We start from the raw sequence: 17444 nt of genomic DNA on the forward strand, positions 1-17444 counted from the left end.
ATAACTAGCAGTTTTAAAAGGAGGAACATCTTTGTTATACTTCCTTGCGCTATGGAAAAAATTTGTATCATTTAATTATGTATCAATATTAATTCTATCTATTCTAATTGTTTCTTTTGGTTCAATAACTATACATATTTTAGAGCCACAAACCTTTCCAACTTTATTTGATGGTTTGTGGTGGACAATGACTACTCTGACGACAGTAGGCTACGGAGATTTCTTTCCAAAAACTGTTGCAGGAAAATGTTTAGGCATGTTTTTATTTATTTTTGGGGTCGGTATTATAGGCTTACTAGTATCTAAAACTGTTGATTCCTTTTCTAAATATCATCGTTTAAAGCTGGAGGGAAGAATTGTGTATAAGGATCATGATCACTTTATTTATATTGGTTGGTCTAAAAAAACAAGAGATGCTATTGAGGAACTATTCGATTCTTCACCGAATGCAAAGATTGTATTAATAGAAAATCTAGAAACATCACCTTACGAGCATCCACTAGTTCATTTTATTCAAGGTGACCCTTCAATCGAAAACACCTTACTAAATGCAAATATATTTGGGGCAAAACGGGTATGTATATTTGCAGATTCTACAATAGAAGATAGTGTTTTAAAGGATGGAAAAACGCTATTAATCGCTTCTGCAGTCGAATCACTATCAACTATGAAAAAAATGCCTATCCATACAATTGTCGAAATATCGAAAGAAAGCCATATCGTTAATTTCAAGCATGTAAATGTCGATGATTTTGTATTATCATATGAATCTGTTTCACGTCTAATCGCTAAAACAACTTTACACCCTGGAACTTCAACGATATTTAGACACTTTTTAAATACAAAGTTTGATGGAAGCAATATACATGTAATAGGGCCTAATAAAGAATGGAAAACTTATGAAGATGCCTTTTTACAATTATTTGAAAAAGGAGCAACTTTGTTAGCAATCAATGAGCAGTTAAATGTTCCAAAGCTTAAAGAGTATAAATTAAATTCTACTGATCGTTTATATATTTATTGTGAAGAGGATTTATTAAAAGCGATAGGAAAATAGGATAGAGCAGTGTTAAGGGAATAGACTTAAAAGCTGGCGGATTAAAAATACCCTATATAGTAGACTTTTATTAAGTGTCTATTGTATAGGGTATTTTATTTGCACCAATGGTCTTATAGATAAGTACTTAATTTTATGGAATAAGTTTTAAGAGGATATTGAATCGATTAAAATTAATAAAGGACCGCTATAAGCGATAGCGGTCCACAGTCTATAATGAATGTTCCAGTTCAAATTTCACAATTTCCATTTCTTTATTCACTAGTGTATCAATCATTTATCACTTAATAAGTTGATCTTCCATAAAACGCATCCTTTTATTTATCTGACCTTCCTTATTTTTATTATATACATTGTATTCTTTTTGTGGTTTCGCATCTGACCAAACTATATATGCAATTAGATCATTCTTATGCTGTTCTAGTCGATCTGTATTCATGTAACTTTCATCAGGCTCCCAGTCTCTTGGCAAATCCTTACTTTCCCTATAGAAGGACATATCAAAAATCCTATTTTTGCCTTCTATATCTTTCTTTTCTTCTTCAACTGGATGTTCCTTACTGTATTTTTCAATTATTTCTTTCAATTTATTTAGATCTTTTGGTGGATTTAGAATCATAAAATGCTTTTTAACCAGCACATCTTCTTCATTCTTTTTACCAAGGATTTCTTCTGTGTTGTTAATTTCAAAAATCTTTATTTCACCACTTGATTCCTCATTCTTATTACATCCAATTAAGTATAATAAAAGTATGAATATAACAAACATTAAAACTATCATTTTATAATTTAACTTAGTCACTTAAATTCCCCTCAAATGGTACATCCATTTCCATTACAGTAACAAATGGCTTATATTTACCATCATAATCATCATAATGCTGTAAGACAAACCAAGAACGGAATCCTGCTAGGTTGACATACACCTTCTCAACATCTGGCTGATCCAACCCGAAATGATCATATAAACGAACACGCATAACTCCTTTAAAGTGATTATTCTCTACAGAATAGTTTTTTACGGTGATGGTATTTCCCCAAGTATCATTTACTGTAATTGTAAGTCCACCTACTCGATCACCCCATGTGCTAAACGTCGGATAACTAGCATTTCTCTGTACAAAATTATAAAATTCATTTGTATTCTTTGTACTTTTATCAAACTTAAGTGCGGTCAAATTACCTCCATTATTCTTTAGCTCATCAACTAAGGCACTTTTGACAAATTCAATATAGGATTTCGTTGTTTCATGCTCACTCGCTTCATTAGTTAAAGTCTGGTTTCTATATTCTTTTCCAGTTCCATCTTTAAAATGATCAATCATATCTAAAACAACGTCTTCCATATCTCCCGTTGAAAATAAGCTTGTCGACATATCTTTAAACTCAGAAAAGAGTATATTTGGGAAATAAGACTCAAGTAATTGAAGTCTGAACATCCAGCTAATGTCTTTTAGTTCATCTTCTGTATAATCATTTGTTGTCATATCGTTCGCTACATTTCCATTTTCATCATAGCCTTCTGGTCTATCTGACTGAAACACTACTGTATCGGAATAATCAGCGTATAAAGGTTTCAAATCCTCTTTATCAAACTTTCCATCTCCGTCACTATCTTTTCTGTCTGGGAAACTCGTTGGAAAGAAACCTTCAAAATGAATTTTAATGCCAAAAATTTCTATCGTAAATGATTTTAATTGCCCCATTTCTTGCCCATCGGTTAATCCATCTCCGTCACTGTCTTTCTTATTAGGGTCTGAGTAAATTATACCGTATGGTGTTTTCATTCCTTCAATTTCACAGATGTCATATAAGCCATCCCCATCGGAATCTTTTGGATCTGTCCCTCCGTCGTCTGAATCATCGCTAGTAACAATGCCACTTGATTTCTCGTTGCTTGCAGCTTGATAATTTTCTACGCCTGTATTCATTGTACTTTTTTGAAACAGCATTTCATTTAGGACATTAGGTTTTGAGTAGTTTATTTCTCTACTCCAAAGTTCCAACCATTTTGTCTTATCAACAACCATAAATTCTCCAAAATGAGTAGTTTCCACACTTATTGTATTTTCACTTGTATTTAACACAGCTTGAGGGCTTTCAAACATTTCTTCATCTGCGTTGTACCAAATAATGGCTAAATCATCTTCCAATGTGTCTCCTAGTTTCGTTTCATCGTACGTAAACTTAATACTTGCTTTTTCAAATTTCGAGTGCGTATTGATGCTAACAGGAGATCCAATAATACCTTGTAAATTAGTTGTTTTAATATTTATATTGTTTGTGCTACTAATTCTAGTCGTTTTATTAATATTATCACTTGTTCTAAACTCAACTTCTACGCTTTTAATTTCTGATTTATCAGGTTGAATTAATGATTTACTAATTGATTGTGTATAGAGTTCTTTTGAATCCTCGACTCCGTTATTGTCGCTGTCTTTAACATTCGGATTTGTCTTAAGTGCATATTCATCTCCATCACTTAACCCATCGTTTTCTGTATCAAGTGTATTAGGTAATGAATCGAACTGATGTACTTCAAATCCATCAGTTAGACCATCTTGGTCTGAATCCCCCTTAATTAAATTAGTTTGAAAAGCTTGCTCATCTTTATTACTTAGATCGTCTTCATCGATATCTTCATCTGCATCACTTATACCATTTTGATCTGAATCATATTTTGTCGGGGAAAGAAATGATCTAACCTCGTATTCGATATTATCCTGTAATCCATCACCATCAGTATCTTTTTTAAATGGATTCATTCCCTCTAGGAATTCTATTCCATCTGTTATAGAGTCGCCATCCGTGTCAGAAGTAGATTCAAAGAATTTTGTGTTAACTGAATAGCCAGCTTTTTCAAGTCCGAATAAAACTTGTTTATATGCATTTTGATAAGATTTTGCTGCAGGGATTGCAAGATCTTTTTCTAGAAATCCATTTGCTTTTTCAGACATTTTCACAGCGTTATTCAAATGAGCTTTTAGTTTATTTCCATTGTGTTCTACTTGATCCGAAATATCTTTTAAGATGCCGATAGCATTTTTATTGACAATTTTATCAGATAAATAAAAATTAAAGAGTATATCTGAAAGTAATACTTCAGTTGGTACATTAAAGTCGTTTTTTGTTACATACCCCCATAAACATATGGTTAGCTTATGTTTGATTTCCAAAAGCCGATCACTTTTAAGTATCACCTCTTGTATGTATTCCTCTTGAACAGCTTGTTCATATTCTTTAATTAATTGTTGAAGTGTATCAAGTTCATTTATATCCCTTTGTTTAAAGTCTCTAGTTTCATCAATTTGCATTATCAGTTTGGAATCAAACTTAGCATTCGTTTCTTTTATGACTGGTACGAGGCGCTTTAATTCATTTATTGCTGTCTGATCATAGATTTTTGCTATCCTAGTGTCCTCATAGAATTCATATTCGCTTAACCACTGCTTCACATTTCGCTCACTAGAATTTGTATTTCCCCCTTGATTAGCATCGTTTTTACTCTGGGCATACACCGCTTGCCCAGATCCGCTAAGAATCAATGCAAAGATCAATAAAAAACTTACTAGTATTCTCACTTTATTCGCCATCATAATAGTCTCCTCTATTAAAATAGTAATAACCTAAATACGATATCGTAGTTCTATTCCAAAGAAATATTGTCTAAATTTTACAGATAACTTATTAAATCAACTCCTTATAAGTGTTATTTTGTAATGCAACTAGTTGGTAGCTAACAAAAGGATGTGATGGTTGTGTTATATATACCAAACAATACGAATGCAGAAATAACTGTAAATTAAAAAGTAAGAAGTCGTCACGAATATTTAAGATTCTTTACTTTTTAAACATACTAGTCATGTATTTCTGTTTACAAACTAATGTATCTCTTGTTTGGCTCCCAAGTGTTTATTTGAAACATGTTAAGGGATGATGGTTTTGGTGTTCCATAGACTGCGGAATAATGTAAAAAACATTGTAGAGGATAAAAACACAGTAATAGCTTCTATAGTTTCTAGAGGGAAAAACTCATTTTTCTCCTTTCCTCCCTAAAAAATAACTAAGTAATAGTTTACAGTTTAAAAATTGGAAATAAAAGGTAAATATTTCCTAAATAATTATTTTCAGTCATATGAATAATGAACTTTCTTTAGAGATTGAATCTATATATATTTAGATTTCTTTTAAAACTTTTGTTCAATCAAATGGCAAAAATTGGAAATATTTTTCAATTCCCCGAGCCTGTTTTTTCTATTTATAAACAAAACTAACATTTGGATTAGACATTTTTAAATTTCTATTCTATAAGGTACTTTTTAGTCCACTCTCAGATGAGAATTGAATTAAAGGCAAGAAGGGAAAGGTTTGAAACATAAAAAAACTGGTGGATTGTTCTCCACCAGGTTTTTTATTTACAAATACGATCAATTACTGACCATGCTTTTTCTTTACCCATACCAGTTTCAGATGAGAATAAAATTAATTCATCCCCTTCTTCAATCTGTAACTTTTCACGAACTACTTTTGCATGTTTATCCCATTTTCCTTTAGGGATTTTATCTGCTTTTGTTGCTACTATAATGACTGGGATTTGGTAATGCTTTAAGAAATCATACATCATTACATCATCTTCTGTAGGTGAATGACGTAGATCAACTAATAAAATAACAGCTCTTAATTGCTCACGAGATGTAATATATGTTTCGATCATTTTACCCCATGCTTCTCGTTCCTTTTTGGAAACTTTAGCATAACCATAACCTGGCACGTCAACATAGAAAAGCTGTTCATTAATTAGAAAGAAATTTAATGTTTGCGTTTTTCCAGGTTTTGATGATGTTCGGGCTAAGGCTTTACGATTTAACATTTTATTTATAAATGAAGATTTCCCAACATTTGAACGACCTGCCAAAGCGATTTCAGGAAATTGTGTATCTGGATATTGATTTGGTCGGACTGCACTAATGACAATATCCGCTGTTGTTACTTTCATTTTTTCACTCCTACTATTGCATGCGCAAGCACTTCATCTAAATGGGAAACAGGTATAACAGTTAAACCTTCTTTCACCATTGGTGGTACCTCTTCTAAATCTTTTTCGTTTTCTTTAGGTATGATAACAGTCGTTAAACCTGCACGATGCGCACTAAGCATTTTTTCTTTTAATCCTCCAATTGGTAATACGCGACCACGTAATGTGATTTCACCAGTCATTCCAACCTCTTTACGGATTGGTCTATTTGTTAATGCCGAAATCAATGCTGTTGCCATCGTTATACCTGCTGAAGGGCCATCTTTTGGAACCGCACCTTCTGGAACATGAATATGAATATCATATTTCTCGTGGAAATTTTGGTCAATATTCAGCTCTTCTGCTTTTGAGCGAATATAGCTAAATGCAGCCTGTGCTGACTCCTTCATTACATCCCCTAGCTTACCAGTTAAAGTTAGCTTACCCTTTCCAGGATATAGTGATACTTCAATAGAAAGTGTGTCTCCACCAAATGCAGTATACGCTAAACCTGTAGCTACACCAATTTGGTCTTCACTTTCCATTTGACCATAAGAGAATGTTTTCTTACCTAAAAATTCTTCAATATTTTTATCGGTAAATATTATTTTTTGTCTTTCGTTTGAAACAATCAACTTAGCAGCTTTTCTACATAGTGTCGCTAGAACTCGCTCTAATGATCTTACTCCTGCTTCACGTGTATAATGACGAATAATTGCACTCAATGCACTCTCACGAATTTGTACAGTAGATTTATTTAAGCCATGCTCCGCTAATTTTTTAGGGAATAAATGCTTTTTAGCTATATTAACTTTTTCAAGTTCAGTATATCCGGATAAAGTAATAATCTCCATTCGATCACGTAATGGACCTGGAATAGTTGATAAATCATTTGCAGTTGCGACAAATAAAACTTGAGATAAATCAAATGGCTCTTCGATGTAATGATCACTAAATGTATGATTTTGTTCAGGATCCAAAACCTCTAACATTGCTGATGCTGGATCCCCTCTAAAATCGCTCGACATTTTATCAATTTCATCAAGTAAGAATACAGGGTTATTTGTTCCTGCTTTCTTCATACCTTGGATAATTCGACCTGGCATAGCCCCAATGTATGTTCTTCTATGTCCTCTTATTTCTGATTCATCTCTTACGCCACCTAGAGAAACGCGTACAAAGTTTCTAGACAAAGCGTTTGCGATTGATTTCGCTAAAGATGTTTTACCAACTCCAGGAGGACCCGCTAAACATAAAATTGGACCACGAAGTGAATTCGTAAGTTGTTGAACAGCTAGATATTCTAATATTCTCTCTTTTACTTTTTCAAGACCTTCATGTTCATTATTCAGTATCTTTTCAGAACGATGTATATCCAATGTGTCTTCTGTTTGCTTAGACCATGGTAGAGCTACCATCCAATCTAAATATGTACGAACTACACCTGCTTCTGCGGCATTAGGAGGTAGTTTCTCATATCTAGCTAACTCTTTTAGTACTACTTCCTTTGTTTCTTCAGGCATATTTGCCTCTTCGATTTTTGTTAAAAACTTATCAACTTCTTCAGTTTTACCTTCACGATCACCTAGTTCGCGTTGAATAACCTTTAATTGCTCTCTTAAGAAATATTCTTTTTGAGTTTTATCAATATTTTTCTTAACTTGTAGGCCAATCTTTTCCTCAAGCTTAAGTAATTCTTTTTCATCTTGAAGGAAATTTAAGATAATATGTATTCGTTCAGTAACATCAATTGTTGCTAATATTTTTTGTTTTTCTTCTTCCCTTAATGGAATTGAATCGATCATTGCATCTGCAAGTTTACCTGGGCGGTCTTGCTTAACAATTGAAGCAATTGTCTCTGGCAAAATTCGCTTTGATAATTTACTGTATTGTTTAAAATGCTGCAATAAAGTTCTCATTAAAGCACGAAGCTCTTTAGATTCATCTTCTACATCTGGATATTCTTCTACCTTTGCAGTTAAGAAATCATTTTGATCAATAATTGATTTGATTTTTCCTCTGTGTAATCCTTCAACAGTAATACGAACAGTGCCGTTTGGAAGTGTAATTTTTTGTGTTAATTTAGCTAAAGTTCCAAATTGGTACAATTCGTCTAACTTTGGATTTTCAGTATCTGCATCTATTTGAGTAACAACAAAAATTAAATGATCTAACTCATCAGCTTCTTGTATAGCTTTTATCGATTTCGTTCTTCCTACATCTAGATGTGCAATAGTGGCAGGAAATACACTAATTCCTCTTAAAGGTAGGAGGGGTACAACTTTTTCTTTTGTAACATTCATTACGTTACACCTCCATGTTTTTCATTCTATTTAGTTATTTTACCTTAACATATATATCATTTACAATGAAATGCATTAAAAGAAAATAAAGAAGCTACATAATCAATCAACAACTGTTTAGCTATTATCTTATTTTTGACTAAAGATACGAAGTAAAGCTCGTAATAAGATTAAATCATAAAGAATGGATTTCTACAAAATAAAAAGTGTTCGATCACTTCATTGAAAAATAGAATGCAAAAATAGTTTGTATTCTTTATTTATTCAAAATGAAATGATTCGAACACTTATTTTTATCTACATAGATTGCGATTGATTCTCTTCAAACAATGTTAATTGCTGGAAATCAGTTTTTGTTTCAGCTGGTAGTTCAAATTTCCAATTATCTTTAAAGACTTCATGGAGAACTTTTTCTATGCGATCTACTGCTAATATTTCTACATCTTTATATTGATGTAATGTTGCTTGATCGTTCTCTTTCGGAACAACAATTTTAGTTGCTCCTGCTTTAACAGCTGCCTTTACTTTTTCTGGAACACCGCCAACTGGTTTTACATCACCTTGAATGCTCATTTCGCCAGTCAATGCGATTGTATTTAATACTGGAACATTATTAACCGCTGAAAAAATACCAACTACCATGGCAATCCCTGCAGATGGTCCATCAATTAATGCGCCACTTGGAAAATTAATGTGAATCGTAAAGTCATCGATTGGTACACCAATTTTTCGTAAGATTGTCGTAACATTTTCTAAAGAGCCTTTTGCCATACTTTTTCTTCGAATGGATTTAGCTTGATTACCCAAGCTTTCTTCCTCAACAATTCCAGTAATTGTAATTGAACCTTTACCGATTTCTTTTGCTTTCATTGCAATTACTTCAATCGGTAGTAACGCACCAATATTTGCTCCATAAACAGCTAAACCGTTCACCAATCCTACTGTTGGAGCTTCAGGAATTTTGTTAACAAGTCTTGGTGATAATCGACTTACAGAAACAACCCATCCAATATCATCTTCTACTAATTCTTTTCGTCCAGAAGTTAAAACCATTCCGCCAGCTAACTGGATTAAGTTAATCGCTTCACGACCATTTTTTGCATATGTACCTACCAATTCTAAGGCTTTTTCTGATAGGCTCAATTCAATTTTTTCAGCAGATCGTTTAGCTACTGCTTGAATTTCATCCTGTTCTAATTCTCTGAAAAATATTTCTAAACAACGTGAACGAATTGCCGGTGGTATATCTTCTGGTGATCTTGTTGTTGCACCAACTAATCTGAAATCTGCTGGTAAACCGTGTTTAAAAATCTCATGAATATGTGCTGGTATAGAAGGATTCTCTTCTTGGTAATAAGCACTCTCAAATTTTACTTTACGGTCTTCAAGTACCTTTAGCATTTTATTCATTTGAATTGGATGAAGCTCGCCAATTTCATCAATAAATAAAATCCCTCCATGCGCATCGGTTACTGCTCCTTTTTTAGGTTGAGGAACACCTGCTTGCCCCATCGCACCTGCACCTTGATAGATTGGATCGTGAACTGAACCGATTAAAGGATCCGCAATTCCTCTTTCATCAAATCGAGCAGTTGTAGCGTCTAATTCTATAAATACTGCATCTTGTTTAAAAGGTGTATTCGGGCTCTTTTTCGCTTCTTCTAATACCAGTCTAGCCGCTGCCGTTTTTCCGACACCAGGCGGTCCATAAATGATTACATGCTGAGGATTAGCACTGCATAGTGAAGCTTTTAACGCTTTTATTCCATCCTCTTGGCCAACTATATCATCAAAAGTTGTTGGTCTAACTCTCTCTGCTAACGGAACAGTTAATGAGATTGACTTTAATTTACGTAACTGCTCCATTTCTTTTTTAGATTCCCTGTCAATCGAAACTTTAGTTGTTCGTTGACCTTTTAATAAATGAATAAAATACAATGCAACGATTGTACCTAATGCTAATTGAGCTAATAAGATAATAGTTGTTAAACTCATTCTTTACCCCTCCACTGAAGTAGAAATTAATTTTAGTATCGCCCTCTAAATGGAAGGATAAACCAAATTTTAAAAATTAAAGAAAAGGTTTACCGAGTAAAGTTCCTATGCAATTAAGAAAGATTTTAAAAAAATCACTTAAAAAAGACAAAAATAAAAAACCAAATGCAAATGCATTTGGTTCTTTACTTAAGCTAATTTATTTGCTTTTTTCTTTAACTCTAATTCTGTTCCATCTTCTAGTACAAGCTTAGGAGCTGCACCAGTTTTAACAGTTTCTGCTGAGATAATACATTTTTGAATATCCTCACGTGAAGGTAATTCAAACATAATATCTAACATAATCCCTTCAATGATCGAACGTAGTCCACGAGCTCCAGTTTTACGCTCAATTGCTTTTTTAGCAATTTCAGTTAATGCGTTATCCTCAAACTCAAGTTCAACTTGGTCAAGCTCTAGTAATTTTTGATATTGCTTAATTAAAGCATTTTTTGGTTTAGTTAAAATTTCAACTAATGATGCTTCATCAAGTTGCTCTAAATTAGCTAAAACTGGTAAACGACCGATGAACTCCGGAATTAAACCAAAGCGTAATAAGTCTTCTGGTAATACGTGGTTTAAGATTTCTTTTGAGCTTAAATCGCTCTTTTCAGAATCACCACTGAAACCAATTACCTTTTTACCTAAACGGCGTTTGATAATTTGTTCGATGCCATCAAATGCTCCACCACAAATAAATAAAATATTTGTCGTATCAATTTGAATGAATTCTTGATGTGGATGCTTACGACCACCTTGAGGGGGTACGCTTGCAACTGTTCCTTCAAGAATTTTTAAAAGTGCTTGCTGAACACCTTCACCTGACACATCACGTGTAATTGAAGGGTTTTCAGACTTACGAGCAACTTTATCAATTTCATCGATATAAATAATACCTTTTTCAGCGCGTTCTACATCATAATCAGCTGCTTGGATTAATTTTAAAAGAATGTTTTCAACATCTTCCCCAACATATCCAGCTTCAGTTAATGAAGTTGCATCTGCAATCGCAAATGGTACATTTAAAATTCGTGCTAAAGTTTGAGCTAATAATGTTTTACCACTACCAGTTGGCCCAATCATTGCAATATTACTTTTTGATAACTCAACCTCATCAATTTTGCTATTTGAATTAATACGTTTGTAGTGATTATATACAGCAACAGATAACGCTTTTTTAGCATTGTCCTGTCCAATAACGTATTCATCAAGAATTTCGCAAATTTCTTTCGGTTTCGGAACGTCTTTAAATTCTACTTCCTCTTCTTTTGCTAGCTCTTCTTGAACAATTTCAGTACAAAGCTCAATACACTCGTCACAAATATATACACCAGGTCCTGCAACTAATTTTCTAACCTGAGACTGTGACTTCCCACAGAACGAACATTTTAGCTGTCCTTTTTCTTCGTTAAATTTGAACATATGTTCACTCCCTCTAAAAATTTCTAAAAACACTCAATATGTATGTAATCGAAAAAAATATGTATCTTGTAGCTATATAATAGCATACAAAATAAACAAAGCAATTAATTACTACTCTAAAATTGTTTAAATTTTTAGAATATATATATTCTAATCTAAAGCTAATAATCCTTCTTTTGAAGAATTATTTTTAGTATAGCCACAATTATTTTTTAAAATCTGTATAACAGATTCTAACATATGTATATGTATATTTTAAAGGAAACAGTTCACTTTACCAAATATTTCTTTATTTAAAAACAAGGCACGAAAAATCTCGCGCCTTGTTTAAGTCAATATATGTTTATTTAACGCTTATTTTTTTCTGCTATCTACTAATAATTCAACAGCTTTACGGATTTGAATATCATCACGTACAGCGTCAGTTCCACCTAGCATAGTTACTAATTGCTCAGAAGGAACATTGTACATTTCAGATAAACGAGCTAATTCTTCGTTCATTTCTTCTTCAGTTGCATCGATTTTTTCAGCTTCGATGATCGCATCGATTGTTAAGTCGATTCTTACACGAGCTTCAGCATCTTGACGCATTTGAGCACGAAGATCTTCTTCTTTAGTACCAGTGAATTGGTAATAAAGCTCTAAGTTTAATCCTTGTTGTGCAATACGTTGTTCAAAGTCTTTAACCATACGGTCAACTTGGCTTTCGAACATTACGTCTGGGATTTCGATTTCAGCATTTTCAGCTGCTTTTTGAACTAAAGCATCACGTAAACTACCTTCAGCTTGAGATTTTTTTGATTCAACTAAATCATTTTTAATTTTAGCTTTAAGATCTTCTAAAGTTTCTACTTCGTCATTTACGTCTTTAGCAAACTCGTCGTTTAACTCAGGAAGTTCTTTCGCTTTGATTTCATGAACAGTTACTTTGAAAGTAGCAGATTTTCCTGCTAATTCAGCACTGTGGTATTCTTCTGGGAATGTTACATTAACATCAGTTTCCACACCAGATTTAGCGCCAATTAACGCTTCTTCAAATCCAGGAATGAAAGAACCTGAACCGATTTCTAGTGGATAGTTTTCACCTTTTCCACCTTCGAAAGCTACGCCATCAACGAAACCTTCGAAATCAATTACAGCTGTATTACCGTTTTCAACAGTACCATCTTCTTTAACTACTAACTCAGCTTGACGCTCTTGTAATGTAGTTAATTCAGCTTGTACGTCTTCGTCAGTTACAGTAGCATCCATTTCTTCAACTTCTAAGCCTTTGTATTCGCCTAATTTTACTTCAGGTTTTACAGTAACTTTTGCTTTGAAGATTAAAGTTTTACCTTTTTCCATTTGCTCAACGTCAACTTCTGGACGATCAACTGGCTCAATACCAACCTCTACAACAGCTTTGCTGTAAGCTTCTGGTAAAATTACATCTAAAGCATCATTGTAAAGTGCTTCAATACCAAATTTTTGTTCGAAAATTGGGCGAGGTAATTTTCCTTTACGGAATCCCGGTACATTGATAGTTTTAACAACTTTTTTGAAAGCTGCATCTAAACCTTTATCTACTTCAGAAGCTTCAACTTCTACAGTTAATAGACCAACGTTAGCTTCTAATTTTTCCCATTTAGCAGTCATTGTTAGTTCCCTCCAAAATTATCTAAAAAAATATATGTGTTTACGTATTTTCGTACTATACATGCCTGTCCATTTTTAATAAAGAAAATGCATGTATAATTAAGTAAATAGTCGTTACAACCATTCTATTATAACACATTCCTTTTTTGTTTCAATATTTCCTATTTTTATAAGGAGAAAATATTAGGGTTTTTTAATTTTGAATTTTAAATCAGTTTAGTTCCTTTAAAAAATAAACGATGACTTTCATTCCTTATTGCTCGCTTTCCGTAAGGCGTTACCTAAGTCCATCTTCGAATTCGCTCAAAAATAAAAATCGGTTTTATCTCCGCTTCCATCACTTTAAAATACCTTTTTTTACATAAAAAAACATAGAAGCCCAAATGGAACATCTATGTTTTTTCCAACTATTTATTTTAAATTAAAATTAGTGTAAAGAAAAGTTCTACAAACTTGATTGTCAGACTGATTGCAAGCGCTTGTCTTTCGAGGCGCGAAGCCTGGTGAGGAGCGGAGTTACCCTTAAGCGGTAATGAGCACCGCAGATAGGCGAAGCAACGAAGAAAGCGAGCGTTTGTCAACAGTCTGACATGTCATTTTAAATTAAAATATCCTTCATCTTCAAACCGTTTTACTAAAGCAATTGCACTTTTTACTGGAAAATATTCTACATTAAATAAGTCTTTTAGTTCCTCTTCATCTACACTACGATCAAAAAATTGTTGGACTATGCAATAAAAACAGGCTGCCCATGTATTTATATCCGCTGGCATTGGGATAAACGGGAAGTAAATTGTTATAAAGTGTTGGAAGTGTGTTTTTGCGATTTCGAAAGCAGAAGGGTCTTCACTTTCTAATACGTCACTTAATTTTTTTAATATAGCATCTACAAAGATTTTATGTTCATCGACTGAAACCGATGTATTCCAAATCATCCTTTGGTTTACTTTGTTAAGTTCAAAATCTTTATCGATTGATTGTTCTTGTAAAATAAACAAAATAAAACTTTGAATTAATGGATTTGCTTTGGTGCTTTTTAATATTTCGCTAATTTGATCGATAACAAGATTACAATCTAAACTTCTTAATTCATTAATTAATTCAAGTTGCTTATCAATCGGCTCAGAATTTTCAACGATTTTATGTAAATTAAGAACTTCACCCTTAATGCCTTCACGATCTGAAATTACTTTCTTTGATAATGAGAGCATCGCTTGAAACTTATCCATCTGATTTTCATCAATCCGTTTTTGAGTGAGTAATTTTTTTATATTTTTTTGTAATTCTTCATATTCTTTTAATTGAAATAAAATGCTTATGTACACTTCAATTGCTTCATCACTCTCAAAAGGCCCGAAAACTAAATCCTCACATCTTTCCTTAGCTTCTTTAGCCTGATTTCCTTCTAAAAGACACGCGACTGCAGCAAGTTCTGTTTGTGAATTATGCTCATTCATTTCTTTTAATTGATTACATAACATTAAAGCTTTACTAAAATTTTTTTCTTCTAATGCTTTTTTGCCTAAATTTATTATCCGATCCTTCAGTTTAGGAAAAAAGACAATATTGTCTTCCATGTTACTCTCCCCTAACATTTGTTATTTCCTGCACAAACTAGTTATGAAAAAGTGTATCATGAATTAAAATTATTTAAAATATTAAAGATACGTGTATGAATGAATCTGTTTTAGCTTTAGTACCCTAACGGTTTATTGCCAAATCTTTTCCATAGCTTTGGGAACTTAGCTTTTAGTTCGTCTTTTGATTTCCAATCGATTGTTAATTGTTGTTCAGGATAATCATAGCCTTTACTCTCTATTAATGAATTGAACTCATTCCACAATTGATCATCCCAATCATCATCGCCTTTACGCTTGATTGTATACGCTTGTAAAGCTAGATCTAACATATCTTCCAATTCGGGCGTAAGTCCTTCTTCTTCATAAATTGGAAAGATGTATTCAGCTAAATAATCTGGGTCATTTAACGTTTTCTTGTAAACTTGTTCTCCTTGTCCAATTAACCAAGCTCTAAAATGTACAAATGAATCCTCAGAACAGCCATCCATTATGATCCATGCAGCTCCTAAAAGATTTGTAGTATACGCTTTGGAAAAATAAGTTTCAAAATGAATTTCAAAACTAGCTATCTCTTCCTCTGATTGTTTAGCTAAATGATTTATTACCCATTCATACGGTTCTTCAACAATATGCATTTTGGATATTAAGCTCCAAAATTCATTTTCATTCATTTATATCACTCCACTCTTTTATTTATACTAGAATAACATAACTAGTATAAATTTAATGATGACCTAAGACTTCTATTAATTAATAAGAACCCATCCTAATTTATATAGTAAACGTAAATCATCATATTATTTCTAAAGTTCCTTCATTAAAAATAATTAAAATACAAAAAAAGACACTTATTTTACATTTCGTAAAACAAGTGTCTTTTGGACGTCCTGAGAGGGATTCGAACCCCCGACCGACGGCTTAGAAGGCCGTTGCTCTATCCTGCTGAGCTACCAGGACATATGGAGCGGGTGATGGGAATCGAACCCACGACCGAAGCTTGGAAGGCTTCTATTTTACCATTAAACTACACCCGCATATTTGTTATTTCTTTTTCGTTTCTTTGCGACATCACCCTGTCGACATAATTTAGTATAGTCGTTATGGAAATTAAAGTCAACACTTTTTCAAAACTTTTTTTCCAAAATAAAGGAAAAAATTTTAAAGTTGTATAATTACCTTAGTTTATTAAGGTTTTCCGGCTTTTAGTACTCCGAATTTTTTTGTTTTAGATAAGGTTAGTAGCGTATGAGCTACTAACCCCCATTAATTCATTATAATTTAAATGAAGTAGTATTAAGCACTGTTCCATCTGTATTATAAAAAGTAACATTAGCTTTCTTATCAACTGTTTCAAGAATAGCATATGTCTTTTCTTTTCGCATTCTCGGTAATAAAATGCTGCCAGGGTTAATAAATAGCACATCATCAATTACTTCGGCTCCTAATACATGTGAGTGACCGAAGCAAGCAATTGTTGCTCCAACTTCTTTACAACGATAATACAGCTTTTGTAATGACTGTTTTATTCCATGTAAATGACCATGTGTTGCATAGATTGTATATTCATTCCCACGGTGAATAAATTCTTCAGGGAATTCTCCTCTGAAATCACAATTCCCTCTTACAACATTATAATCCTTTAGTTCCTTAGCATTTACTTCTAATTCCGAATCTCCACAGTGTATCATTAAATCTACACTGTCACGATATCGTTCGCCAATTTCTTGCAATGGTTTTGTCAATCCATGGCTATCACTTACAATTAGTACTTTCATTAATTTGATCCTCTAAATAAAAAATCTTTATCTTCTTTATTTATAACATTCATTAATGATTTAATTGCATTTGCGCGATGACTTAAACCACCTTTTTCATTTGTTGTTAATTCAGCCATCGTTTTATCTAATTCTGGCAAAAAGAATATTGGATCGTAGCCAAAACCATTTGTTCCTCTTTTTTTATTGGCAATATATCCTTCAACTGTACCATAAACAGTGATTGTTTCTTTACCTTGAACCGCTAAAGCTAAAGCACAATAAAATCGCGCAGTTCTTTTCCCAGGAAAAACACCTTCTAGTTCACTTAATACTTTTTGTAAATTATCTTCGTCACTTTTATGTAATCCAGCATACCTGGCAGAATAAACGCCTGGTCTACCTTCAAGTGCATCCACTATTAAACCCGAGTCATCTGCAATGACTGGTGTATTTAACTCACTCGCTAAATACTCAGCTTTTAAAACCGCATTTTCTTCAAATGTAGTTCCTGTTTCTTCAATTTCTTGAATTTCAGGAAAGTCTTTTAAAGACTTAACTTGAAATCCCATCGGGTTAAAAAGTGCTTCAAAATCCTTCACTTTGCCTTTATTATTTGTCGCAATAATGATTGTTTCCATCCCT

Annotated in this window: 12 protein-coding genes and 2 tRNA genes; 1 reads left to right on the plus strand and 13 read right to left on the minus strand. The window is 33.0% G+C overall.

What is annotated here, in order from left to right; all coding sequences use genetic code 11:
* Positions 1–31: 31 nt before the first annotated feature.
* Positions 32–1057, plus strand: a complete 1026-nt coding sequence (locus tag V5E38_RS15805; RefSeq protein WP_499210712.1) for a potassium channel family protein — start codon at positions 32–34, stop codon at positions 1055–1057.
* 280 nt (positions 1058–1337) lie between these two features.
* Here V5E38_RS15805 and V5E38_RS15810 read toward each other — a convergent pair whose 3' ends face one another.
* From V5E38_RS15810 to V5E38_RS15870, 13 genes are all read right to left on the minus strand, one after another.
* Entirely contained in the window at positions 1338–1859 is a 522-nt protein-coding gene (locus tag V5E38_RS15810) for a hypothetical protein (RefSeq protein WP_335485534.1), read from the minus strand.
* Positions 1852–4650 (minus strand): DUF3289 family protein, encoded by a 2799-nt coding sequence (locus tag V5E38_RS15815; protein WP_499210713.1) that lies wholly within the window; start codon positions 4648–4650, stop codon positions 1852–1854. The genes V5E38_RS15810 and V5E38_RS15815 overlap by 8 nt, the downstream gene beginning before the upstream one ends.
* Positions 4651–5468: 818 nt before the next feature.
* Complete coding sequence (yihA, locus tag V5E38_RS15820) at positions 5469–6053, minus strand: GTP-binding protein (RefSeq protein WP_499210714.1); 585 nt, start codon at positions 6051–6053, stop codon at positions 5469–5471.
* On the minus strand, positions 6050–8374 hold the full coding sequence (gene lon, locus V5E38_RS15825; RefSeq protein ID WP_499210715.1) for an endopeptidase La: 2325 nt from the start codon (positions 8372–8374) through the stop codon (positions 6050–6052). The genes yihA and lon overlap by 4 nt, the downstream gene beginning before the upstream one ends.
* A 297-nt stretch (positions 8375–8671) precedes the next feature.
* Entirely contained in the window at positions 8672–10369 is a 1698-nt protein-coding gene (gene lonB / locus V5E38_RS15830) for an ATP-dependent protease LonB (protein ID WP_499210716.1), read from the minus strand.
* 189 nt (positions 10370–10558) lie between these two features.
* The gene (gene clpX / locus V5E38_RS15835) at positions 10559–11830 is read right to left on the minus strand and encodes an ATP-dependent protease ATP-binding subunit ClpX (protein WP_098860190.1); all 1272 of its coding nucleotides are present in this window, start codon (positions 11828–11830) and stop codon (positions 10559–10561) included.
* 354 nt (positions 11831–12184) lie between these two features.
* Entirely contained in the window at positions 12185–13465 is a 1281-nt protein-coding gene (gene tig / locus V5E38_RS15840) for a trigger factor (protein WP_097978407.1), read from the minus strand.
* A 593-nt stretch (positions 13466–14058) separates the two neighbouring features.
* Positions 14059–15042, minus strand: a complete 984-nt coding sequence (locus V5E38_RS15845) for a hypothetical protein (protein WP_499210717.1) — start codon at positions 15040–15042, stop codon at positions 14059–14061.
* A 116-nt stretch (positions 15043–15158) separates the two neighbouring features.
* Complete coding sequence (locus V5E38_RS15850; protein ID WP_499210718.1) at positions 15159–15716, minus strand: DUF4240 domain-containing protein; 558 nt, start codon at positions 15714–15716, stop codon at positions 15159–15161.
* Positions 15717–15928: 212 nt separating this feature from the next.
* A tRNA-Arg gene (locus tag V5E38_RS15855) sits at positions 15929–16002 on the minus strand.
* A gap of 3 nt (positions 16003–16005) precedes the next feature.
* Positions 16006–16079, minus strand: a tRNA-Gly gene (locus V5E38_RS15860).
* A gap of 237 nt (positions 16080–16316) precedes the next feature.
* A complete protein-coding gene (locus V5E38_RS15865) occupies positions 16317–16820 on the minus strand; it encodes a metallophosphoesterase family protein (protein WP_499210719.1) in 504 nt (167 codons plus the stop codon).
* Positions 16820–17440, minus strand: a complete 621-nt coding sequence (locus V5E38_RS15870) for a non-canonical purine NTP pyrophosphatase (protein ID WP_499210720.1) — start codon at positions 17438–17440, stop codon at positions 16820–16822. Before V5E38_RS15870 ends, V5E38_RS15865 begins: the two co-directional genes overlap by 1 nt.
* Between the last annotated feature and the right edge of the window lie 4 nt (positions 17441–17444).

This window comes from Rossellomorea sp. GAMAL-10_SWC, assembly GCF_049568075.1.
GTDB lineage: Bacteria > Bacillota > Bacilli > Bacillales > Bacillaceae_G > Gottfriedia.